General features: G+C 39.8%; 19 protein-coding genes. 14 read left to right on the forward strand and 5 right to left on the reverse strand.

The features are described from left to right. Together HWV01_RS00185 and HWV01_RS00190 are read right to left on the reverse strand one after the other, a co-directional pair. Positions 1–339, reverse strand: a complete 339-nt coding sequence (locus HWV01_RS00185) for an SMR family transporter (protein ID WP_249185407.1) — start codon at positions 337–339, stop codon at positions 1–3. After that, positions 326–658, reverse strand: coding sequence for a multidrug efflux SMR transporter (locus HWV01_RS00190; RefSeq protein WP_211673559.1), 333 nt, complete (start codon positions 656–658; stop codon positions 326–328). The genes HWV01_RS00185 and HWV01_RS00190 overlap by 14 nt, the downstream gene beginning before the upstream one ends. Positions 659–788: 130 nt before the next feature. On the opposite strand from HWV01_RS00190, the gene HWV01_RS00195 reads away from it, so the two are divergent. The 8 genes from HWV01_RS00195 (at position 789) to HWV01_RS00230 (ending at position 11,354) form a co-directional block, all read left to right on the forward strand. Then, positions 789–1,673, forward strand: coding sequence for a LysR family transcriptional regulator (locus HWV01_RS00195; protein WP_211673560.1), 885 nt, complete (start codon positions 789–791; stop codon positions 1,671–1,673). A gap of 87 nt (positions 1,674–1,760) precedes the next feature. After that, a complete protein-coding gene (locus tag HWV01_RS00200) occupies positions 1,761–2,360 on the forward strand; it encodes a Yip1 family protein (protein WP_211673561.1) in 600 nt (199 codons plus the stop codon). 808 nt (positions 2,361–3,168) lie between these two features. Continuing rightward, on the forward strand, positions 3,169–3,882 hold the full coding sequence (locus tag HWV01_RS00205) for a metallophosphoesterase (protein ID WP_211673562.1): 714 nt from the start codon (positions 3,169–3,171) through the stop codon (positions 3,880–3,882). A 183-nt stretch (positions 3,883–4,065) separates the two neighbouring features. After that, positions 4,066–6,219, forward strand: a complete 2,154-nt coding sequence (locus HWV01_RS00210; protein WP_211673563.1) for an FAD-dependent oxidoreductase — start codon at positions 4,066–4,068, stop codon at positions 6,217–6,219. 172 nt (positions 6,220–6,391) lie between these two features. Next, positions 6,392–7,819 carry a PLP-dependent aminotransferase family protein gene (locus HWV01_RS00215; RefSeq protein WP_211673564.1) on the forward strand — a complete coding sequence of 476 codons (1,428 nt, stop codon included), beginning with the start codon at positions 6,392–6,394 and terminating at the stop codon, positions 7,817–7,819. A gap of 303 nt (positions 7,820–8,122) precedes the next feature. Next, positions 8,123–9,529 (forward strand): cytochrome c oxidase accessory protein CcoG, encoded by a 1,407-nt coding sequence (ccoG, locus tag HWV01_RS00220; RefSeq protein WP_211673565.1) that lies wholly within the window; start codon positions 8,123–8,125, stop codon positions 9,527–9,529. A 160-nt stretch (positions 9,530–9,689) separates the two neighbouring features. Further along, positions 9,690–10,679, forward strand: coding sequence for a serine/threonine protein kinase (locus HWV01_RS00225; protein ID WP_211673566.1), 990 nt, complete (start codon positions 9,690–9,692; stop codon positions 10,677–10,679). 51 nt (positions 10,680–10,730) lie between these two features. Continuing rightward, the gene (locus HWV01_RS00230) at positions 10,731–11,354 is read left to right on the forward strand and encodes a thiol:disulfide interchange protein DsbA/DsbL (RefSeq protein WP_211673567.1); all 624 of its coding nucleotides are present in this window, start codon (positions 10,731–10,733) and stop codon (positions 11,352–11,354) included. A 71-nt stretch (positions 11,355–11,425) separates the two neighbouring features. Here HWV01_RS00230 and HWV01_RS00235 read toward each other — a convergent pair whose 3' ends face one another. The 3 genes from HWV01_RS00235 to HWV01_RS00245 all read right to left on the reverse strand — a co-directional run bounded on the left by HWV01_RS00235 (position 11,426) and on the right by HWV01_RS00245 (position 16,033). Continuing rightward, positions 11,426–13,087: an AMP-binding protein gene (locus HWV01_RS00235; protein ID WP_211673568.1), complete on the reverse strand. Its 1,662-nt coding sequence runs from the start codon at positions 13,085–13,087 to the stop codon at positions 11,426–11,428. 451 nt (positions 13,088–13,538) lie between these two features. Further along, positions 13,539–14,441 carry an acyltransferase gene (locus HWV01_RS00240; protein WP_211673569.1) on the reverse strand — a complete coding sequence of 301 codons (903 nt, stop codon included), beginning with the start codon at positions 14,439–14,441 and terminating at the stop codon, positions 13,539–13,541. 74 nt (positions 14,442–14,515) lie between these two features. Further along, the gene (locus tag HWV01_RS00245; protein WP_211673570.1) at positions 14,516–16,033 is read right to left on the reverse strand and encodes a YifB family Mg chelatase-like AAA ATPase; all 1,518 of its coding nucleotides are present in this window, start codon (positions 16,031–16,033) and stop codon (positions 14,516–14,518) included. Positions 16,034–16,531: 498 nt separating this feature from the next. Here HWV01_RS00245 and ilvG point away from each other — a divergent pair, with 498 nt between their 5' ends. The 6 genes from ilvG (at position 16,532) to HWV01_RS00275 (ending at position 23,927) form a co-directional block, all read left to right on the forward strand. Next, positions 16,532–18,190: an acetolactate synthase 2 catalytic subunit gene (gene ilvG, locus HWV01_RS00250; RefSeq protein WP_211673571.1), complete on the forward strand. Its 1,659-nt coding sequence runs from the start codon at positions 16,532–16,534 to the stop codon at positions 18,188–18,190. Then, positions 18,177–18,434, forward strand: coding sequence for an acetolactate synthase 2 small subunit (ilvM, locus tag HWV01_RS00255; protein WP_305793994.1), 258 nt, complete (start codon positions 18,177–18,179; stop codon positions 18,432–18,434). Before ilvG ends, ilvM begins: the two co-directional genes overlap by 14 nt. Before the next feature lie 114 nt (positions 18,435–18,548). Further along, the gene (locus tag HWV01_RS00260) at positions 18,549–19,478 is read left to right on the forward strand and encodes a branched-chain amino acid transaminase (protein ID WP_211673572.1); all 930 of its coding nucleotides are present in this window, start codon (positions 18,549–18,551) and stop codon (positions 19,476–19,478) included. A gap of 143 nt (positions 19,479–19,621) precedes the next feature. Continuing rightward, positions 19,622–21,469, forward strand: coding sequence for a dihydroxy-acid dehydratase (gene ilvD, locus HWV01_RS00265; RefSeq protein ID WP_211673573.1), 1,848 nt, complete (start codon positions 19,622–19,624; stop codon positions 21,467–21,469). Positions 21,470–21,750: 281 nt separating this feature from the next. After that, positions 21,751–22,866 (forward strand): alanine dehydrogenase, encoded by a 1,116-nt coding sequence (gene ald, locus HWV01_RS00270; protein WP_211673574.1) that lies wholly within the window; start codon positions 21,751–21,753, stop codon positions 22,864–22,866. A gap of 62 nt (positions 22,867–22,928) precedes the next feature. Further along, entirely contained in the window at positions 22,929–23,927 is a 999-nt protein-coding gene (locus HWV01_RS00275; protein WP_211673575.1) for a glucosaminidase domain-containing protein, read from the forward strand. The last annotated feature ends 365 nt before the right edge of the window (positions 23,928–24,292 follow it).

Consider the following 24,292-nt stretch of genomic DNA (forward strand, 5'->3'; position numbering starts at 1 on the left):
TTAGTGTGAAAATTGCAGAACCACAATGCCTGAAATTAACAGTGGTACGCCTATTTGGCTGCGACGTCCTATCGTTTCGCCAAACATATACTTATCGACTAGTAGGGTGCCAACGATACCGCCAGCGCCCCAAGTCGCATAGGCAATCGATAGTTGGATTGACTGTACCGCTTGACCTAGGCTGATGAATGCCATTGCAACCAGTACAATTGCAAATACACCTGGTAATTTATTTTTAAAACCATCTGATAATTTTAAAAAGTAATTTGCGGTGATATCTAACAATATGGAAAAACACAAGAATAGGATGTGTATGAGTTCTGCATTATTCATCATCATGTCCTTCATCTGTGTTAATAAATATAAGTCCAGCGACGATCAAGCCAACACCGAAAATCTTAGCGGGAGTGATAATTTCATCAAACAGGTAATTACTCATTACTGTAATGAGCAAGATCCCAACCCCCTCCCAAATTGCGTAAGCCACTCCTAATGGAATTTTTTGGATTGCTTTAGATAATAAAAAATAAGATATCCCTATTAATACAATCATCGCTACCGTACCCATTACTGGGTTGTTTTCAGCTGAGTAACGCATGGAAATAGTGCCTGCGACTTCAGCAATAATGGCGAAAAACAGCATCATGCTGTGATACATAAAAAGTCCCTATTTGTATTAATAATGCTGTAATTAATTTCTTATTTAATTACTATGGGTTTAAGTGTATCGCTGGTTATTAAAAAGATGAAATCGCTCAGCGTCGTTTATTTCGTCACTAAGGGTTGTTATGAGATTAATACAAATAGAGATGTTTTTGTTGGCGGTTAAAACTGGGTCTATTTCTGAAGCGGCCATAAAGCTTGGTAAAAGCCGTTCTACAGTTAGCGCCGCACTGCTTGCACTTGAAGATGAGTTAGGTGTGGATTTGCTATTACGTAGTGGTAATAAAATTGAATTAAGCCATATAGGTGAAAATATCGTTGCTGATTGTCAGCGTATACTTCACCTTTCTCAGGGGGTGCATGCTAAATGTGCTCATTATTTAGCTGGCGCGGAATCTGCTTTACGTATCGCCCGAGATGATGCTTTACCGGAGAAATTCTGGAATCAATTGATTAGCCAAATAGAAAAGAAATTTCCACAAACTTCCTTATCTATGTATGCCGCTCCTACACCGGAATTAATCGCTTATGTGGAAAATAACAAAGTTGATATTGCTTACGGGATGATCTCGGATACTCATGATTATCAACGGCATGTACGCTGTGAATTGGGTCAGCTTAGAATGATGGTGGTCGCTGCTGCGGATCACCCATTGCATACTATTGGTAGTCGTTTAACGAGTAATGATTTGGCTTTATATACCGAGATTGTATTGGCTTATATGGATGATTTATTAACTGTTGAGACTTCGATTAGCCACCGTTATATCGGTTTAACATTTTATGAATATTTGCGTGATGCGGTATGTAATGGCGTTGGCTGGGCTAAAGTACCGGCTCCTTTGATCACGGATCAGCTTAGAAGTGAAACACTTAAAGTACTTCGTTATAAAAAGTCGATGAGTTGGGAGATTTATGGCGAAGTTACCGGGGTAGACTTTTGTCGTGGCGCTGTGACAGATTGGATTGCAGAGCAAATTGAGCACTACTTGATTACTGAGTCACACTAATTACTAATTGTTAGTTGCGTAACTGGCAATCTCAATATATTCGCTAATACTTAATTTAATGAAACTCTTACATTAAGGAATTAGCTGATGTTAGTAAAACACTTATGGGGTTTATACGTACAACCCAAGGATGAATGGATTGATATTGATACGCACCATGAGTCTTTATTATCGGTAGTAGTAAGTCTGTTCTTCTTTGCGTTAATACCTGCTATATCTGCATGGTATACCGCGACAGTGACAGGCTGGAAGCTTGGCTTTGGAGATACAACCTATTTATCTTCCTCCAGTGCAGGGATAATGGCTGTCGGTATGGTTATTGTGAGTATTGCTATTGTGGCAACGTTTTCGCTGTTTGTGCAATGGATGGCGGGTAACTTTGGATCATCATCCAGCTTTACTCAAGCGCTAGAGCTAACTACATATACTGCTGCCCCTATTTTTATTACTGGTATCGCAGCTTTGATCCCTGTTGCTTGGGTGATCATGTTAGCTCTATTAGTTGGGGTCGCATTTTCGGTACGGGCTCTATATACCGGCGTGCCGATTATTATGCATATTACTGAAGAACGTGGCTTTATTTATGCGTCATCTTTATTAACAGTTGGGCTTGTATTGTTTGTGGCTTCAATGGGGATCACTGTTGTTATGTGGAGCTTTGGATTCGGTCCACAATTTATTATTTAATTGGATAAACAGTTTTGCATAACAGCGATGAGGGGATGAACATGCATCGCTGTTATTTTTATCGTGTTTATTTGATGTACTATGCTCAAATACTATCACTTGATCACGGCTATCATTCAACTCGTTAAAATTATAAACGCTAAATTAGCTAGCCCCACGCCTATACATATATTTTCATTTATCATCTTAGATTACAAAAAATAAAAATTTTGTAGTCTATTCGTTTAGTCTAGTGGCATTTTCCTATACTAGGCTAAATTGATGAGTCTATTGATTCTGTAAAATAACATTTGGCTAACGCTGATCATGCACCACGCGTTAGTATTCACCGAATATTTTCACTGTTGATCAAACAATACCTCAATAACTTGCTCAATTTCTTCTTCGTTTAATATAGTTTTACCATTTTTCCAGCGCTGCGAGCTGGTTATTTTTGTTGCCATGGATTTATTAAACTGTATCTTCGGTGTGAGTTAAGTCTTATTTTTTGGGGGCTTTTGGGAACTATGTGGCAAAACTGAGCAAGTAAACCAACGTGTTGATAATGTTTCGATATTCTAAGAGGCATTATGACAATCAATTTCTAGGACTACATAATCCATTTTCCCAATCAATGTTAAACCGTTGGGTGCTTAAATATGCACTCAACTGAAGCCTGTTCTAGAAAAACGTAAATTCGTCGAGTCATGTCTAGTGGATGAGACCAACGCATCAAAGATTATTCGTAACTACGGCATAATTAAAAGTGCGATTTCAAGCTTTGTTGTTCCCATGTAACATGGTTTTAATTTCAAAATAAAGGAGCAAAATGATTCACATTATAAGTGATTGCCACTTGGGTAATACGGAAAATGAAACGCATTTAATTAAAGCATTAATGAAAATTGGTGATGATTGTAAGTTTCTATTTGTTATGGGTGATATATACACCTCTCCATCTATAGAAAAATATAATAATTTCAAGAATATTTTAAATGAATATATACCAAATGCTAAAGTGTACGCAATAGCAGGAAATCATGACGATATAAATTTGATGAGAAAATCTTTTTCTGGGAGTAATATTCTTATAAAAGAAAAGGTTAGCATCGATGGGATGACGTATTTATTTATTGACTCTAGCCACAAGCCCATAAACAGATTAATGATGCTTGGGTCTGGCCGAGTATCAAATAAAGACTTGTCTAAAATAAAAAAAGAGTCAAGAAAGAAAGAAGTAACAATATTAATACACCATCCAATACTAAAAGTAAGTAACTCTAAATGGTTTAATGAAATTGGTATTGAAAATGTTGATGATATTATTAATAAGCTAAATAAAAACTGTGTGAATATAATATGCGGACATGGTCATGATTTTAACCATAATAAACACAGTATATTTCAACAAACGATGTCACCATCAACTGCTTATGGATTTGATTTAACCCTCGATGAATTCATGCGAACAAATAGAACAGGAGCGCTGATTCTAGAATACAAAAATCAGAAGAGTACATTTCAATATATTAAAACGTATTGAAATGGAAATAGGGCTCTGTAGCAAAGCAAACACAAGGTGTTGATAGTGTCTAGATACTCTAAGAGACATTTACTGAGCAAGAGTTGTATATAGAAATAACAGGTAGTCGTGAGACTTTTGTGATTATTCAAGATTAAACTTACGATAAGATTGAATAACCAATTAAAGCAAGGATGATGCCACATGGCTATTAATAATAGTGAACAAAAATCGCATAGTAAAAAAATTATAATTGCAGTGATTATTACTGTGTTTTCATTGTGGTATGGACTTGATTTAAACCAATATGCTTCTCTGGAACAAATCAAAGCGTTGCAGCAAACCTCTGGTGAGTATATTAACCAGCATCAAGTATTCGCTATGTTAGTTTTTTTTATTAGTTATGTGCTGATAACGGGGTTCTCATTACCTGGCGCAGTGTTACTGACGTTACTTGGCGGTGGGTTATTCGGTTTTGGTTATGGCTTGTTACTGATCTCTTTTGCTAGTTCTATTGGTGCTACGCTGGCTTTTTTAGTTAGCCGTTATCTGCTACGCGATTACGTGCAAAAGAAGTTTGGCGCCCGTTTAGATGCGATTAATAAAGGTATGGAAAAAGAAGGTAACTTTTATTTATTCTCATTGCGTTTGATCCCTGTATTTCCATTTTTTTTAATCAATATCTTAATGGGATTAACTAAAATTAGTACTCGTAATTTCTACCTTGTTAGCCAAATAGGTATGTTAGTTGGTACGGCAGTTTATGTATGGGCTGGTACGCAACTAAGTGAACTCAATAGTTTATCTGGTATCGCTTCACCGTCGTTATTAAGTGCATTGGTACTCTTAGCTATTTTTCCTTGGATTGCGAAACGTGGGTTAGCGATGTTTACTCAGCGAAAGCGCTATGCGCGTTGGGATAAACCAAAATCATACGATCGTAATATGATCATTATTGGTGCTGGAGCCGGTGGCTTGGTTAGCGCTTATATTGCTGCAGCGGTTAAATCAAAAGTAACCTTAGTTGAAAAGCACCGAATGGGTGGTGACTGTTTAAATACGGGATGTGTACCTTCTAAAGCACTGATCCGTAGTGCGCATGCAGTCGCTGAAATTGGTCGTGCGAATGAGTTTGGTATCGATGCTGAAATTAAAAATATCAATTTTGAAAATGTGATGGGGCGTATTCAGAATGTGATTAAGGCCATTGAGCCGCATGATTCTATTGCGCGTTATTCGGCGATGGGGGTCGAATGCATTACGGCTGAAGCTAGTATTATTGACCCCTGGCGTGTGCAGGTTGGTGGACAGATATTAACAACAAAAAGTATCGTTGTAGCAACTGGGGCGCGTCCTATTGTACCGTCAATTCCAGGATTAGTAGATGTACCCTATTTAACGTCGGATACACTTTGGCAATTAACTGAACAACCAAGTCGTTTATTAGTATTAGGTGGTGGTCCTATCGGCTGTGAGATCGCACAAAGTTTTGCTCGTTTGGGTTCAAGCGTTACACAAGTTGAAATGGCGGGACAATTACTGGGTCGCGAAGATACCGATGCTGTTGCTGTCGTGCAAGCCGAGTTGCAAGCGGATGGTGTCATTATATTGTTAGGTAATAAAGTTGAGCGCTTTGTGAATGAAGATGGTCAATATAGTGCGGTATTATCGAATGGCGATTCCATTGCGTTTGATCAGGTATTTTTAGCGCTAGGGCGTCAGGCTAATATTCACGGATTTGGCTTAGAGGCGTTAGATTTAGTCATTACGGATCGCGGTCTCATCGAGATTAATGAATTCCAACAAACATCGATCCCAAATATATATGCGGTTGGTGATGTTTCTGGGCCGTATCAGCTAACCCATGTCGCGGCGCATCAAGCTTGGTATGCCGCGGTAAATGCCTTATTTGGCTCGGTGAAGAAATTCGCCACTGACTACCGTGTTATTCCTGCGGTTACTTATACTTACCCTGAATTGGCTCGCGTTGGTATAAATGAAAATGAAGCCAAACAAGCAGGGTTACTTTATCAAGTGACAAAATATGAGATTGATGATCTCGACCGTGCGATTACTGATGGTGAAACTAAGGGTTTTGTTAAAGTTATTACCGCAGCAAATAGCGATAAAATTCTTGGTGTGACTATCGTTGCTACTCATGCTGGTGAATTGCTGGCGGAGTATACGCTAGCAATGAAATATAAATTGGGGCTGAATAAAGTGCTGGGTACGATCCATCCGTATCCAACCATGAGCGAAGCAAATAAATATGTTGCGGGTAATTGGAAACGCAATAACAGTCCGGAAAAGCTACTCGCCTGGGTTGAGAAGTTTCATCATTATATGCGTAAAAACTAATATCTGTAATGGATCGTTGTTGAGGTGGCGAGTCTGGATTGAGAAGATAGTATAGTTATAAAAAGATCGTATATAATAACTCGTACTTAATCGACTTTAGTGTACTACGGGTTGTTTGCTATGTTTTCAGGTCGATAGATTTAGGTAGATAGATTTAGGTAGATAATAATTCATGCTCTTACAAAAAAGTCGCTATCATGCGGTAGCTGCTGAAATTCAATTGCAAATTGAACAACGAATATGGTTACCAGGTGATCGTATTCCTTCGATTCGTAAGATGAGTAAAATTCAAAACATTAGTCCGATGACTGTTTTAAAAGCGTATGAGCTATTAGAGTCGGAAGGCTGGATCTATGCCAAGGTTCGCTCTGGTTATTTTGTTGCTGCGCATCTTAACCGTCTCGCAATACCGCAGCCACTTATCCCTCAGATGATCAACCGTTCGATAAAAATCAATGAGCATGTCTTTGAAGTGCTAACCGCTTGTAAACGTCCTGATATCGTTCCTTTGGGTTCTGCTTTCCCGGATCCTGCTTTATTTCCACTGAAACAGTTAGGTCAAACACTCGCGAAAACCATTAAAACTATGCCTGCACACAGTGCGGTGACAGAGCTTCCGCCTGGTAGCGTGGCATTACGCCGCGCAATTGCCAAGCGTTATATCCGTGATGGCATTGACGTGTCAATTGATGACATCGTGATCACGTCTGGGGCGATGGAGTCGTTGGGTTTGAGTCTTATGGCGGTAACTAAACCCGGAGATACTGTTGCGATTGAATCTCCGGCTTTTTATGGTGTTTTGCAAACGGTAGAGCGACTTCAACTTAAGGCCGTTGAAATTGCGACGGACCCACAGTTGGGTATATCAGTAGACGCACTAACAACAGCTGTAAATCGACATGATATTAAAGCGTGCTGGTTAATGAGTAAATATCAAAACCCGCTTGGTGCATCGATGCCTGAAGCAAATAAATTATCGATTCGAAATCTATTAGCGGAAAAACAGATCCCTTTACTTGAGGATGATGTTTACAGTGAGCTATATTTTTCAGAACGTAAACCGAAACCAATTAAAGCGTATGATGAGCAAGGATTAGTATTACATTGTTCATCATTTTCAAAATGTTTAGCCCCTGGTTTTAGAGTCGGCTGGGTAGTTGCTGGTCGCTATGCGAAACAAATCGAGCAACTACAATTGATGACAACACTTTCTGCCGCTGTGCCGAATCAGTTAGCGCTTGCTGAATTTGTTTTACATGGCAGTTATGATATTCATCTGCGTAGGTTAAGGCGCAAGCTCGAATCTCGGCAGCAGCAAATGCAACATGCTATTGAGCAATACTTCCCTGCGGAAACGAAGATCACGCGACCTAGCGGCGGTTATTTTTTATGGGTTGTTTTACCTGATGATATAAATACCGGTGAGTTACTTAAAATCCTATTGGATAATCATAATATCAGTATTGCACCTGGAACCTTGTTTGCAAGTGATGGTAAATACAAAAACTGCATGCGGATTAATTGTTCCTATTTACTTACTGACCAAATACGCCAAGCGCTAATTACCTTAGCTAAGTGCATTACTTCATACCCAATGTAAATAAAAACTGTTCTAGTATCTATTTATAACGAAAGTATCTGTTATAGGGCAGTTTAGTACTGATCTGTACTATGCTTACAGGCCTTATTTGTGTTTCAATACCTCCGCTAGTTTATAAATAATCATATCCATTAAGAGATAAAATAATTGGCGCGATGTGAACTTACTTTCAAACCAGTCTGTAAGTTTTTCTATTGTGATAAGTGTTTGATTAAATTAATAAGCGTGAGATAAGTCAGAGGATTATAGCGACTTATTTAGCTTCTTTGATATAATTGAAGATATAAAAATAAGGAGCATGTAATGTCTGAAGAACGCATAAATATAAAAGATATAACCCCTAAAGTTAAGCCTAAATATACCAACGTCGGTCCTGATAATCATATTTACGTAAGGAATATGAGTGGTGTATTTCAGCGATTGAGAAAATACGTGGGCTGGTTTTTTATGGTGCTGTTTTTAGCATTACCTTTGTTCCAATGGGACGGGCATCAGGCGATCCTATTAAATATCGTTGAACAACGTATTCATATTTTTGGTTTAACGATTTTCCCTCAAGATCTCATGTTATTAGCCTTGCTTCTGATTGTTGGCGCATTCGCATTATTTTTTGTTACCGCTTACCTCGGGCGAGTATGGTGTGGTTTTATGTGCCCACAAACTATTTGGACATTTATTTTCATTTGGTTTGAAGAGAAAATTGAAGGTTCAGCAAATAAACGTTTGAAGTTGAATCAAGGCCCTACAACGGCAGATAAAGTAAAGAAGAAAGTGCTTAAGCATACCGCATGGTTAAGTTTTTCACTGTTTACTGGGCTCGCATTTATGGCTTATTTTGTGCCTATTATTGACCTTTATACTGAATTTTTTACTCTTCAGGCGAGTGGTATTGTGTACTTCTGGGTATTGTTTTTTGCATTTTGTACTTATGGTAATGCTGGCTGGATGCGCAGTATTATGTGTACCCATATGTGTCCATACGCACGTTTCCAATCTGCTATGTTTGATACCGATACATTGATTGTCGGTTATGATTTTAATCGTGGTGAATCACGAGGTCCTCGTTCACGTAAAACAGATTATAAAGCGAAAGGCTTAGGTGATTGTATCGACTGTAATTTATGTGTTCAAGTATGTCCTGCAGGTATTGATATTCGTGACGGTCTACAGTATGAATGCATTAACTGTGGTGCTTGTATCGATGCGTGTGATCAAACGATGGAGCGAATGAACTATCCGAAAGGGTTGATCCGTTATACCTCTGAGAATGACCTAAATAATAAGCCTCATCAGAAAAGTAGATTCAAGTTAGTGGGTTACGGTATCGTAATGACACTCATGACGGTAATGTTTGCTACGAGTGTAATGAGTATTTCGCCAGTACAAATGGATATTATTCGTGACCGAAATGCATTATATCGTGAAAATTCCGACGGCAATATTGAAAATACTTATACACTTAAGATTATCAATAAGACATCATTCACCCAAAAATACAGTTTATCTGTTATCGACGTTCCTGATCATGAGTGGTTTGGCCCCCGTGAAATTGAAGTATTGCCGGGTGAATTATTCGTGCAGCCAGTGAGTTTAGCCATTGACCCGTATGATTTGAAACAACCTGTGATTAAAATAAACTTTGTGATTACTGAACAGGGTAATGAGCATTATGTTTTTACTCAACAAAGTCGTTTTATCAGCAAATTATAGTGCCTGCAATAAACTATAAATAGCTTTATAATCAATGTAAGTTAAAGTAAGTAGCAAGCCCAGTTATACTGGGCTTGCTATTATTGTATCCAATCTAAGATCTGTTGTACGTCTATGATAGTTATTTGGATATAGGTACTCGTATTTTAGGAAATAAAAAATGACAGACCTACCTGTTGATTACAGTTTGCTTTCCCCTGACCTTATGTTGGATGCGATAGAATCTACCGGTATCCGTGTTGATTCGGGGTTGTTGGAATTAAACAGCTATGAAAATCGTGTGTTTCAATTTCTAGATGAAGATCGTAAACGCTTTGTGGTTAAGTTTTATCGCCCTGTTCGTTGGAGTGATGAACAGATCCAAGAAGAACACGATTTTTCTCTACAGTTAAAGTCAGCTGATATCGATGTTGTTGCACCGTTACAATTTGATGGTTGTAGTCTATTTATTTATCAGGGATACCGCTTTGCTATTTTTCCAAGTACAGGTGGTCGTCCTATTGAAGTGGATAACTTAGATGCACTGGAATCGGTTGGACGTAACTTGGGTCGCGTTCATCAATTAGCTAACAAGCAACCATTCTTGCATCGACCAACATTATCGATCGCCGAGTTTGTGCAAACCCCAAAGCTGATATTGCAACAGAATAATTTTGTACCTAAGCAATTAGAAACATCATTTTTTGATGTTTATGATGCGTTGGAAAAAGAAATTACGTTGAAATATAAGCCTGATTCTCATCAGCTAATTCGCTTACATGGTGATTTGCATGCGGGAAATATATTGTGGCGTGATAAGGTCACACTATTGGATTTTGATGATTGTCGTCAAGGACCTGCGATACAAGATATGTGGATGATGTTACACGGTGATCGCCATGAACAATTATTACAATTGGAAGTGATGTTAGAAGGTTATGAAGAATTCTGTTCTTTTGATCCAAAACAGCTGAAGCTAATTGAACCACTACGTGCGATGCGTATGATGAACTACATGGGATGGATTGCTAAACGTTGGGATGATCCTGCTTTTAGTCGTCATTTTTCTTGGTTTACAGATGAACTGTATTGGAAACAGCAGGTCATATTTTTACATGAACAGATTGATAATATGCAAAAGTCGCCGTTATCTCTCATTCCTAATTACTAATTTTTTGTACAGTTAATAATGTCTAATTTAAATTTTCAGTAAGGAAAAATAATGAAAAAATTATTTATATTGATCACAGCAATACTATTTTTACCCTTTGCGAATGCCACACAGTTTAAAGAAGGTGTGCATTATGATGTGATTTCAGAGCAGGCAACATCAAAACCACAAGTTGCTGAATACTTTTCGTATTTTTGCCCGCATTGTAGTAAATTCGAACCTATCATGACAGATGTTACAAAACGTCTTGCTGGTACCGATATTAAAGTAGAAAAAAATCACGTTGCTTTTATTGGTCGTGAAATGGGTATTGAAATGCAAAAAGCATTTGCGACTGCAGAGTTGTTGAATGTTGAAGGTCAAATGTCACCTGCTATCTTTACTGCGATTCATGATCAAAAGCGTCGTTTCTCTGGTCGTGATGATATCCGTACAGTATTTACTGACGCAGGTATCGATGGCAAGAAATTTGATGCCGCAGTGAATAGTTTTGCTGTGAATGGTAAAGTAGCACGCATGGATAAAAATACGGCTAAGAAGAATATCCGTGGTGTACCTGCATTAATCGTTAATGGTAAATACCAAATTAACATGGGCAGTATTCAAGCGCGTGGTGAAGAGTTCAACGTTAAGCTAACCGAACTGATTAAATACCTAGCAGCAAAAACGAATTAATTTATGGCTCGATTTTAGGTATTAAAAAAGGACGCGACTGCGTCCTTTTTTATTCGAATTAATATTCTAGCTTACTTTTCCCAAACAATTTTATCTTGGTGGTTTTCTTCGTAGAAAGGTTTAAAGCGACTTTCTAGTTCATGACGCTTAAATTTAAGTGTTGGTGTTAATAAACCATTATCCACTGTCCATTCATCTTTTAAAACAATGATATGACCAATGCGTGAGTGTGATTCTAATGATTTATTAATATGCTGGCGTGTTTCTTCAAGGTTAGTTGTCATCGCTTCTTGACCTAGTTCACGCGCTTCTGGTGATAGAACCACCAATGCAACTGGTTGTGTTAAGGCTGTACCGGTAATACAGATCTGCTCAATATTTGGATTCTCACCAAACTTACATTCTATCGGCACTGGTGTTACGTATTTACCTTTTGAAGTCTTGAAGATGTCTTTTACTCGCCCGGTTATTTTCACATAACCATTGCTATCAATTTCACCTTTATCACCAGTTTTGAAGTAACCTTCTTCATCGAATGATTCTTTGGTCTGTGCTTCATCTTTGTAATAACCAGTCATGAGGCCATCACCTTTCACTAAAATTTCGCCAATCTCAGAGATTTTCAGTTCAACCCCCGCACCTGGTTTACCAATGGTACCTATTTTTTGTGAGTTGAACGGGTGGTTTAATGTGCCGTAAGCGAGGTTTTCTGTCATGCCCCATGCTTCGGTAATATTTAAACCAAGGCGTTCGTACCATTTTAATAATGCTGGTGATACTGCCGCGGAACCACAGCCAAGCATACGTGCATGCTGTAAACCTAGACCACGTTTAATTTTAGCTCTTACTAAACCATTAACGAATGGGATTTTTAGTAGGAAGTTAAGTTTATGTGCGGGCATTTTTTGCAATACACCCATTTGGAAACGAGTCCATAGACGTGGTACAGAAATGAACAGCGTCGGCTCTACAGACTGAATATTACTCACGAAGGTATCAAGTGACTCAACAAAGGAAACCACACCTTCACCAGCATAAATACTACTACCTTCAATATAAACACGTTCAGTAATGTGTGCGAGTGGTAAATAAGACAGTAATCTGTCGCCTGGAACAAAGCCTAAGCTAGAGACAATATTTTTTGATGCCGATTTGAATGCAGCAAACGTGATCATTACGCCTTTTGGATTACCAGTACTACCTGAGGTATAAATAATTGACATTAAGTCTTCAAGGTTGATGTGTGCTGGTGTTGCTAATGGCTGGTGTTGCTCTAGCAGATCATTCCATTTATATTGACAATCAAGTGTCTCATAAGGGTAACTAATTGTAATCACGTCTGCAGGCAGTTTTCCTTCTAGACTTTGATAGTTATCTAACTTACCAATAAACAGCACTTTTGCTTCACTGTGCTCTAATACATAGTTGATGGTTTTCGCGTTTGCTGTTGAATAAATTGGTACGCTTATATAACCAGCGTACATGATTGCTAAATCGTTAATAAACCATTCGGCGCTATTTTTTGCCAGGATCGCTATTTTATCACCCGGTGCTAATCCAAGTGATTGCAATGCTTGAGCAATACGTTTTGTTTGGTCAGCAACTTGAGACCATGTGAACTCGTGAAATGTCCCATTAATAGGTTGGCGTAAATATACCTCATTGGCACGATGCTTTTCCCAGTGCAATAAGGCATCGAGAGGTGTGTTTAAGTTTAGTGCTAATGTGCTCATATGTGGTCCCAAAAAAAGATTAATGCAACAATGCCTTAACAGTTATAGCATGTTACACCTTGTTCCGTTTAAGATTAAAGCAAAAGTGAGATCTCAATATCATTTTAGAATCAATACTCTATTTTTGGCAGTTTTTATGCCTTTTATTACCCCTAAAGCGTTATTTTGTTGGGGCGTTTTAAAATAACAATGAAGTAGCCCACAAAATCATGATTATAATATTGTAGGCTTAATTGTTATTGTTGTTGCGTGGGTATTGCTGGTGTGTTGTGGTTTTGTTGCCTTTAGGCGGCGGTTAAGCTTCCGTCATTGGTTGTCCATTATGAAATGGTAGCTTAAACTTACGGTGATTTTTACGCCATCTTGTCGTTTGAGTGTAATCTAAATAGCGTCAACGCGAATAACAACTAATGCAGTACTTATTACCATTAATACGAACGAGGGTAGAAAATTAATCATTTAACTGTGCCTGCTTAAGTTCTTCTAATTCCAGATCTTTATTTATCCATAATTCATTTATCCATTGCTGGAAATTAGTCTGGAAGGTTTTGTCATTGAGATAATCGCCCATATAACTTGCATTAATTTCTTGTGTGGTAATTTGTACTTGGATTTGTTGTACCTGACAGCTAATAAATTCCCAAAAAGTTGGAATACCTTGCGGGTAGTAAATCGTCACGTTGACAAGGGTATCAAGCTGGCCATTCATCGCATCGAGAGCAAAGGCGATACCCCCTGCTTTAGGTTTTAATAAATGACTGAATGTTGATGCTTGTTGGTTGTGTTTATGCTGAGTAAAGCGAGTCCCTTCAACAAAATTCATGACACTGACGGGTTTATATTTGAACTTTGCACAGGCTTTTTTAGTTGTTTCAATGTCTTTACCACGCATGTGCGGGTTCTTTGCCAAAAACTTTTTGCTGTAGCGTTTCATGAATGGAAAGTCGAGTGCCCACCAAGCCAGACCTAAAAAAGGTACCCAGATAAGTTCTTTTTTTAAGAAGAATTTTAGAAACGGGATCTTACCATTCAGTACTCGCTGCAAAACTAGAATATCAACCCAAGATTGGTGATTTGAAATGACCATGTACCACTTATTTAATGATAGTCCTTCTGCACCATTTACTTGGATATTTGGGTTACCAATTAGTTGTTGGGTTATCCCGTTCACAGATACCCAGTTTGAAGCACAGCCATCAAGTAAATGATTCAGTATTTTTTGTGCAGTTTTAAACGGAATCATACTTTTTAACAGCGAAAAAATAACAATAGGGATCAACCAAAATAGGGTATTTAACAGGTAACAGATAAATGCAATGGCGCCTGCCACCTTTTGCGTGAATGTCGATAACATAATATGGCCTTGGTGTGATGTGAGATGAAATGATAAAACTATCATCACGTTATGCCAAACAAAAACTGAAATTATTAAACATTTATTTGTTGTAATAAGCGGTCCATGGCTCGATAGGAGAGTGCTTCAAGTAGGTGGGATTTATTGATATCTATACAATTATTTAAATCTGCAATGGTACGAGCGACCTTGATTATCTTATGAAATGCCCGCGTAGATAGACCCATTTTATCAATGGCCAGTTCTAAAAATATCGCATCTTGATGTTGTAGTGGGCAATAATATTCAATCTCTTTACTGGTCAAAGCGTCGTTTAATTTATTGCTGCGTTGTCGTTGAATTATTTGTGCTGCACTTACCCTTTGTTTAATTTGTTCACTGTTTTCACCGCGCTGCCCTTGCTCCGTTAAACTGCCCTTTGGTAATGCGGGGACTTCAATTGTCAGATCAAAGCGGTCTAAGAAGGGTCCTGATAACTTGCTTAAATATTTTGCCACTTGGCTATTGTTGCTACCAAATTTATTATTGTCGTAATAGCCTGAAGGTGATGGGTTTAGTGCGCCTATTAATTGGAAATTAGCGGGGAAGTCGACTTGTTGGTTGGCCCGGGAGATTGTGATTTGTCCTGCTTCTAGAGGTTCGCGTAAAGAGTCGAGTGCTTTACGCTGGTATTCTGGCAGTTCGTCTAAAAATAACACGCCATTATGCGCGAGAGTTATTTCTCCCGGTCTCGGGTTTCGACCGCCACCGACTAGCGCGACCGCCGAGGAGGTATGGTGCGGGGTTCGAAAAGGGCGACGGCACCAATCTTGGGCAACAAACTCGCCGCCACTAATGGATTTTATCGCTGCGCATTCGAGAGCTTCTTGTTCAGTCATATCAGGTTGAATACTGGTTAAGCGACTGGCCAACATGGTTTTACCTGTCCCGGGAGGACCAAACAGCAATAAATTATGATTACCTGCTGCACAGATCTCTAAGGCTCGTTTGGCACTTTGCTGGCCGATAATGTCTTGCATATCGTGTTGGTTTGCTGATGTTATGGTTTCGGCTGTTGCTCGTTGTGCGGAGGGTAATTTTTGTTGATCCGTTAAATGTGTACATACCTGTTGTAAATCCATAGCTGTGAAACAAGTGGCATTGTCGATAAGCGCTGCTTCATGGCCATTATCAAAGGGAATGATAGTACTGCGTTGGGCTTTTTTACCCGCGATTATACTCGGGATTGTGCCACGGCAAGTGCGTAATTTACCGGATAAAGAGAGTTCACCAATAAATTCTAATTGCTGATGTCGATTAGTCGTGACTTGTTGTGATGCGATTAAAATCGCGATAGCAATCGGTAAGTCATAACGGCTGCCTTCTTTTGGTAGGTCGGCAGGTCCCAAGTTGACGGTGATCCGTTTGGCTGGCATCACAAAATTAGAATTCATTAAGGCGCTTCGCACGCGATCTTTGGCTTCTTTCACTGATGTTTCTGGTAGGCCGACAATGGTAAATCCTGGTAGTCCTTCGCTGATGTGTACTTCTATGGTAATTAAAGGCGCGTTGATACCTAAAATCGCACGGCTATAGATCACGGCTAAATTCATTCATCATCCTTGGCTATTTATGATTGTATTTATACCCTAGTGTAATTAACAATAAGCATGCTTGAATTAGGTGGATTATTTTAAAACCTTAAGCAAGGCCTATTTGCCACAGTCTATTTTGTGATGTCTGTCATATGTGAATTTTTAAACTATAATTTGTTTGCTTTCCAATATTTTGAATTGTTCGCGTGCATTTATTTGGTTGTTTGAGTTATTTTATGCGCGGTTAAAGGCTTGCTTAAATAAATTCACCATGCTAATAATGAATCATAAAAATTTTATAGAATTGTTGGATTAGTTATATGTTTGGGTTTATTTCGCGTCTTATTATTGTGGTCAGCATTCTGGTGGTAATTATTAAATTACCAAGCCGGGGACTTACTGCTAAGCGAAAATAAGCTTAATCCAGCAATAAGAAAACCTCGGTAGATAACCGGGGTTTTTTTTTGTTTGGCGTTTAACGGTTTACAAGAATGATGTTTAAAGGGATGTGGATTAATGAAAGCAACTGAATTTATTGTAAATGCTTTACGTAAACAGGGGGTAACCCAAGTATTTGGTTATCCTGGCGGTGCGATCATGCCATTGTATGATGCGTTATATGATGGTGGTGTAGCGCATTTATTAGCACGACATGAACAAGGCGCAATTATGGCTGCGTTGGGTTATGCGCGTGCTGGTGCTAGAGTCGGAGTCTGTATTGCGACTTCAGGTCCAGGTGCTACTAACTTAGTGACAGGCTTAGCGGAAGCAATGGCTGATTCGATCCCTGTTGTTGCGTTCACAGGGCAAGTGCCGAGCGCCTTGATTGGCGTGGATACGTTCCAAGAAGTGGATATTCTTGGTATGACGTTATCATGTACCAAACACAGTTTTTTGGTTGAAGATCAAAATGACTTAGATCGAATTATTGCTGAAGCATTCACGATTGCGACAACTGGCCGTCCTGGTCCAGTATTAATTGATATTCCTAAAGATATTCAGCTGGCAGAAATGGCGTGTGAGACGGTATCTGAATTACCTGTGTTACCTCCGTTAGATGGCCTGGTTGATGAAGAGGTTATTGCGGCTCGTGCATTATTACATGCGGCTAAAAAACCAGTATTGTATGTCGGTGGTGGTGTCGGCATGGCGAATGCGGTAACTGAATTACGTGAATTAGCGGCAGCATTAGATATTCCGATGGTCAGTACATTAAAAGGCATAGGCAGCGCCGATCCTGAACATCCTTATTATTTGGGTATGTTAGGGATGCATGGCCTAAAAGCGGCTAACTTAGCAGTACAAGAAAGTGATCTGTTGATTGCGGTCGGAGCGCGTTTTGATGATCGAGTGACTGGTAAACTTGATGAGTTTGCCCCAAATGCTAAAGTTATCCACCTTGATATTGATGCGTGTGAACACAATAAGTTACGGGTAGCAAACGTTGCCATCACAACTGATTTAAAACTCATTCTACCGGCGTTAAAAATGACCTTGGATATTGCACCTTGGCGATTACATACCTTAGAAATGAAAGTCGACACCGCTTTTCGTTATGATCATCCCGGCATTGCTATCTATGCCCCTTTGTTATTGAAACAATTGTCTGCCAGTTTACCTGAAGACCATCTTGTTGCGTGCGATGTTGGTCAGCACCAGATGTGGACTGCGCAACATATGACATTTACTCAACCTGAAAATTTATTATCCAGTGCTGGTTTTGGCACCATGGGGTTTGGATTACCGGCGGCCGTTGGTGCGGCACTAGCGCGTCCTGATGCGATGCCGGTTGTGGTCACGGGTGATGGTTCTATTATGATGAATATCCAAGAGTTAGCGACGATCAACCGGGCTAAATTACCAGTGAAAATTGTATTAATCGATAATCAACGTCTTGGTATGGTGCGTCAATGGCAAACTCTGTTTTTTGATGGCCGTTTATCGCAAACTATTCTCGATGATAACCCTGATTTTGTGGCGTTAGCAGCGGCATGTGGTATTCCAGGCGAAACTGTGGTGGTTAAAGAACAAGTGCAACCAGCGATGGATCGTATGCTGGCCAGTGATGGTGCGTATTTCTTGCATGTACAAATATCAGAGCAAGAAAATGTCTGGCCATTAGTGCCACCTGGGGTTAATAACGGTGATATGTTGGAGCAATATGATGAGTGCTAAAAAAGTACATGAAGTGGTGATTGAAGCCACCAACACACTCGAAATTTTAGAGCGAATATTACGTGTTATTCGTCATCGAGGCTTTCGCATTAGTAGCATGAATTCGGTACAAATGAATGATTGCAATAGCATAAAGATTACGGTTACAGTATCTGGTGAGCGCGGTATTGATCTACTCTATAAACAGTTAGAAAAATTGTTTGATGTGAGTAAAGTAAGCGTTCAGCACATCACTACAATATAGCCGTACTGAAATATAACACTTTATTGACAGCGCTGGTTTGCATTGAATTACAGGATGCAAGAACTGGCGTTATTTAAAATAATACAAAATTACAGCATAAGGGAAGAAGCGATTATGGCGAATACTGAACAGCAAGTTTGGTTTAATGGAAAGATGGTACCAGAATCTCAGGCCAAAGTGAGTATATTTACGCATGCATTGCATTATGGCTCCTCGGTATTTGAAGGTATTCGAGCATATGATACGCCGAAAGGTCCCGCTATTTTCCGTTTGAAAGAACACGTTCAACGTCTATTTGATTCAGCCAAAATTTACGGCTGGAGCATTCCTTATTCAAAGCAAGAAATAGAACAAGCCTGTAAAGATGCGGTATTAGCCAATGGCCTTACCAATGCTTACTTACGTCCACTGGCTTATATTGGTAATGTTGGACTGGGTTTAACACCAAAATCAACCGTTTGTGATGCGCTTGTTGCAGCAATGAACTGGGGCGCTTACTTGGGCGACGAAAGCTTAGAGCAAGGCGTTGATGTTTGTGTTACCTCTTGGAATCGTTTAGCACCTAATACCATCCCAACTGGCGCAAAGGCCGGTGGTAACTATTTATCATCACAACTGATCTCATCTGAAGCGAAACGTCATGGTTACGCAGAAGGTATAGCATTGGATGTGAATGGCACTATTTCTGAAGGTGCGGGTGAGAACTTGTTCTTCGTGAAAAATGGTGTGATCCATACTCCGCCGACAACGGCATGTATCTTACCGGGTTTAACCCGTAATACCTTGATGGTACTGGCGCGCGACTTTGGTTATGAAGTGCGTGAAGAACCGATTGCTCGTGAAGCCATGTACTTAGCAGATGAAATGTTCATGTGCGGAACGGCTGCTGAAGTGGTTCCAGTACGTTCCGTTGATCGTATTGACATTGGCACGGGTAAACGTGGCCCAATTACAGAGCGACTACAGACAGCTTATTTTGCTTTGATTAAAGGTCAGAGTGAAGATAAGTGGGGCTGGTTGGATTATGTGACGGATCCAAGCTAACCGTTCTATTTATATTACTGCTATATATATAAGTAGGTGTTGTTAACACCTACTTACGACGATGAGTCGATTTGATTATTAAGGTGAGGCGCAGATTTGCCTCCTTTATATTTACTGTTTATTTTGTTTCATGGAGAGAACCGATGCCTAAACTGCGTTCTGCAACATCTACCGAAGGCCGTAATATGGCTGGTGCTCGCGCCTTGTGGCGTGCAACCGGTACCCGAGAAGAAGATTTCGGCAAACCAATTATTGCTATTGCTAATTCATTTACCCAGTTTGTTCCTGGGCACGTCCATTTAAAAGATATGGGGCAATTAGTCGCAGGCGAAATTTTGAAAGCTGGCGGTATCGCTAAAGAATTTAATACCATTGCGATTGATGATGGTATTGCTATGGGTCACGACGGCATGCTGTATAGCTTACCTTCACGTGATCTGATTGCAGACTCTGTTGAATATATGGTTAATGCTCATTGTGCGGATGCACTTGTGTGTATTTCTAACTGCGACAAGATCACCCCCGGTATGTTAATGGCGGCATTGCGTCTTAATATTCCGGTTATCTTCATTTCCGGTGGTCCGATGGAAGCCGGTAAAACTAAATTATCAGATCAGATCATTAAGTTAGACTTAGTGGATGCCATGGTTATGGGCGCAGATAAAAATGTGTCAGATGAAGATGTTGAAAAAGTAGAGCGTAGCGCATGTCCAACGTGTGGTTCATGTTCGGGTATGTTTACTGCTAACTCAATGAACTGCTTAACTGAAGCATTAGGGCTATCACAACCGGGTAATGGTTCATTAGTAGCAACCCACGCCGATCGTGAAGAATTGTTTTTAAATGCAGGCCGTCGTATTGTTGACCTGTGTAAACGTTATTATCAGCAAAATGATGAATCAGTATTACCGCGTAATATTGCTAATCGTGACGCATTTGAAAATGCCATGACGCTAGATATCGCCATGGGAGGGTCAACCAATACAGTATTGCATTTAATTGCCGCTGCAATTGAAGGCGAAGTCGATTATAGCTTAGCGGATATGGATGCATTATCACGTAAAGTACCGCAGTTATGTAAAGTAGCTCCGTCAACGCCGCTCTATCATATGGAAGATGTGCATCGCGCCGGTGGCGTAATGGCTATCTTGGGTGAGTTGAACCGTGCCGGTTTATTGCATACAGACAACATGACTGTCATGGGCATGACCATGGCTGATCAGTTAGCTAAATTTGATATTGTGACGACTGAATCTGAAGATGTGAAAAAAATGTATTCGGCTGGACCAGCAGGTATTCGTACTACTAAGGCCTTTAGCCAAGATTGTCGTTGGGATTCACTCGATGATGATCGTGCTAACGGTTGTATCCGTTCAATCGAAAACGCCTACAGTCAAGAAGGTGGTCTTGCGATATTAACGGGTAACATTGCCATTGATGGCGCGGTGGTTAAAACCGCAGGTGTCGCGGATGATAATTTATTATTCCGAGGTACTGCACGGGTATTTGAAAGCCAAGATTCTGCGGTAAGTGCTATTTTAGCCAGTGAAATCAAAGCCGGTGACGTGGTTGTTATTCGTTATGAAGGACCGAAAGGTGGTCCAGGTATGCAAGAAATGCTATATCCAACCAGTTATCTGAAATCGATGGGACTTGGTAAAGCGTGTGCGCTTATTACTGATGGTCGTTTTTCGGGCGGTACGTCGGGCTTGTCTATTGGTCATGCTTCACCTGAAGCGGCAAGTGGCGGCTTGATCGGTCTGGTTGAAGATGGCGATATTATTGATATTAATATTCCAGAACGCTCGATGAATCTTGTGGTTGCTGATGATGTACTTGCTGCGCGTCGCACTGAAATGGAAAGCCGCGGTGAATTAGCATGGAAACCTGTTGAGATACGAGCACGAAAAGTAACACAAGCATTACGTATCTATGGTCACTTCGCGACAAGTGCAGATAAAGGTGCTGTACGCGATAGAAATCTGATTTAACCTACCTCGTTAGTATTATCTAACAATTCACCATGATCTATATCAAGGGCTCAGTGATAATCGACTATGATTACTGCTAGGCCCTTTTTTTGAGGGCGATCTTGCTCACAGAAAAAATTATCTTCTGTTCAACATCAATTTAACAAATCTTATATAAAATTTTCTTAAAATTAGATAGATCTTTAGTGATTAATTCTGCACTTCTGCGTCTATACTGCACCTATATATCGAGAAGCTTTTCTCAGCCAGTTAAATAAACCATATATCGGAGTAAATAGCATATGATTATCGGCGTACCTAAAGAAATTAAAAACCATGAGTATCGCGTAGGTATGACTCCTGCAAGTGCACGAGAGCTTATTACACATGGCCATACAGTTTATGTTGAAACATTTGCTGGTGCTGGTATTGGTTTTAGCGACAGCGATTATGAAACTGTTGGTGCAAAAATATTAACAACTGCTGCTGAAGTTTTCGCAACTGCAGACATGATTGTGAAAGTAAAAGAGCCACAAGCTGTTGAACGTGCAATGCTACGTGATGGCCAAGTGTTATTCACTTACTTACACCTTGCACCTGATCTAGCACAAACAGAAGACCTAATTAAGAGTAATGCAGTTTGTATCGCTTACGAAACAGTAACTGATGCAAACGGTGGCTTACCGCTACTTGCACCTATGTCTGCTGTTGCTGGTCGTATGTCGATTCAAGCTGGCGCACAAGCATTAGAAAAATCACAAGGTGGTTGTGGTCTTCTTATGGGTGGCGTACCGGGTGTTGCTCCTGCAAACGTTGTTGTTATCGGCGGCGGTGTTGTTGGTATGAATGCAGCGAAAATGGCTGTGGGTATGGGCGCTAGCGTAACTATGTTAGACCGTAACCTTACTGTACTCGCTAATCTCGACAATCAATTCGATGGCCGTTTGAAAGTAGTTTATTCTACACACGATGCAATTGAAAAATATGTATTAGAAGCTGATCTAGTGATTGGTGCGGTATTAGTTCCTGGTGCAGCTGCACCGAAACTGGTAACTAAAGACCTAATTTCACGCATGAAGCCTGGTGCTGCTGTTGTTGACGTTGCGATTGACCAAGGTGGTTGTTTCGAAACTTCACACGCGACGACACACCAAGACCCAACTTACATCATTGATGACGTTGTACACTACTGTGTTGCTAACATGCCTGGTGCTGTTGCGAAAACATCTACGTTTGCATTAAACAATGCAACACTTCCGTACATCATCAAGCTTGCTAATCTAGGTTGGAAAGAAGCATTGCTACAAGATGAGCACCTACTAAACGGCTTAAACGTTATCGCTGGTCAAGTAACTGTTCAAGATGTTGCTGAAGCACATAACTTACCGTTCGTTGCACCAAAGAGCATGATTTTATAATCTAGCTTATTGCAATAACGTGTTAAATTAGCACCATTATTTATTAATGGTGCTTTTTTTATATGCAAAAGAAAATAACTATTTTACTCCTTCTTACTGGGCTGGCTCTGTTCGGTCTCTATACCGTCCTTACATCAGATGATGTTATTGAAGTCGAAAGGTCTGATGATGCTATTGAAGTAGAAAGGTCAGATGTGCCAGACTTTGCTGCGTTTAATGATGCCACCGCCAAGAAAACCGCATTCTTTAATTATCTACAACCCGCATTTGATACCGTTACTGCTGAAGTATTAGCAGAGCGTGCGCTATTAACTCAATGGCAGGCTAAAGTAACATTAACAGCGCAAGATCAAGCACAACTACAAGATATGGCGAGTATGTATAAAGTGACCGCTAATAATGATCATGCCTTGATTAATACGTTATTGTTACACGTTGATGTTATCCCTGAAGAACTGGTATTTAGTCAGTCGGCTAATGAGACGGCTTGGGGCACATCACGCTTTGCTAAACTTGGACATAACTTTTTTGGCCAGTGGTGCTTTAGCAAAGGCTGTGGGATTGTACCAAATCAACGCGAGCAAGGGGCTGCGCATGAAGTGGCAAGCTTTGACTCGATCGAGGAGTCTGTTCGTTCGTATTTCCGCAATATTAATAGAAACCAAAGTTATTTGCTGCTACGTGAGATTCGTTCTGAATTACGTAAAAATGGCGATGTCATTAATGCCTGTGCACTCGCGGCTGGGTTGATTAATTACTCGGAAAGAAAAGAGGCGTACATTACAGAAGTTCGGGCAATGATCCGTCACAACCGCCAGTTCTGGCGAAATAATGAAAATACGGATTATCAGTTATGTGCAGCACCGAAACCTGTGGTGACAGAAATGGTTGCAGAAGAAGAGGTTGAGTTACCGGAAACAATTACTTTAACGCCGGACTTAACTATTGTTGAAACGAAAAATAGTGATTCAGCAATAGTTGAACCTAACAAGGCTATGGATAATGCTAAAAATGTCACCGTTATGCCAGAAGAACCAATAAAACAATCTGTGGCAGAATAATCAGCTGATATATTTTGGGGTGCTCAAAGCCTTTCTGAGTGCCTTTTTTCACCACCACTCTATTTAATATACTTTCATTTTTAACACTGTTGGTTCATAAGTGTGAGGTTAAGTTAAATTTACGATATAAATCACTATGTTTGTTAAAATATGTTGGGTTTTTCTATTTTCTCCATTATCGATACAATGCCTATTTTTGAGTAGTTGAGAGTTTTTGTCGGTTTTAAGACGCTAAAGTTGACGTTTCTTAATTTAAAGTGGATTTTTTTGATGATTACGTAGATGTTACGTAGTCGTAAAATGTACAAAAGTACTTGGATATGTGACCCACCTCGACTTTCCTGTTGCTAGATGATTGAACTGCT

Source organism: Moritella sp. 5 (assembly GCF_018219455.1).
Classification (GTDB): domain Bacteria; phylum Pseudomonadota; class Gammaproteobacteria; order Enterobacterales; family Moritellaceae; genus Moritella.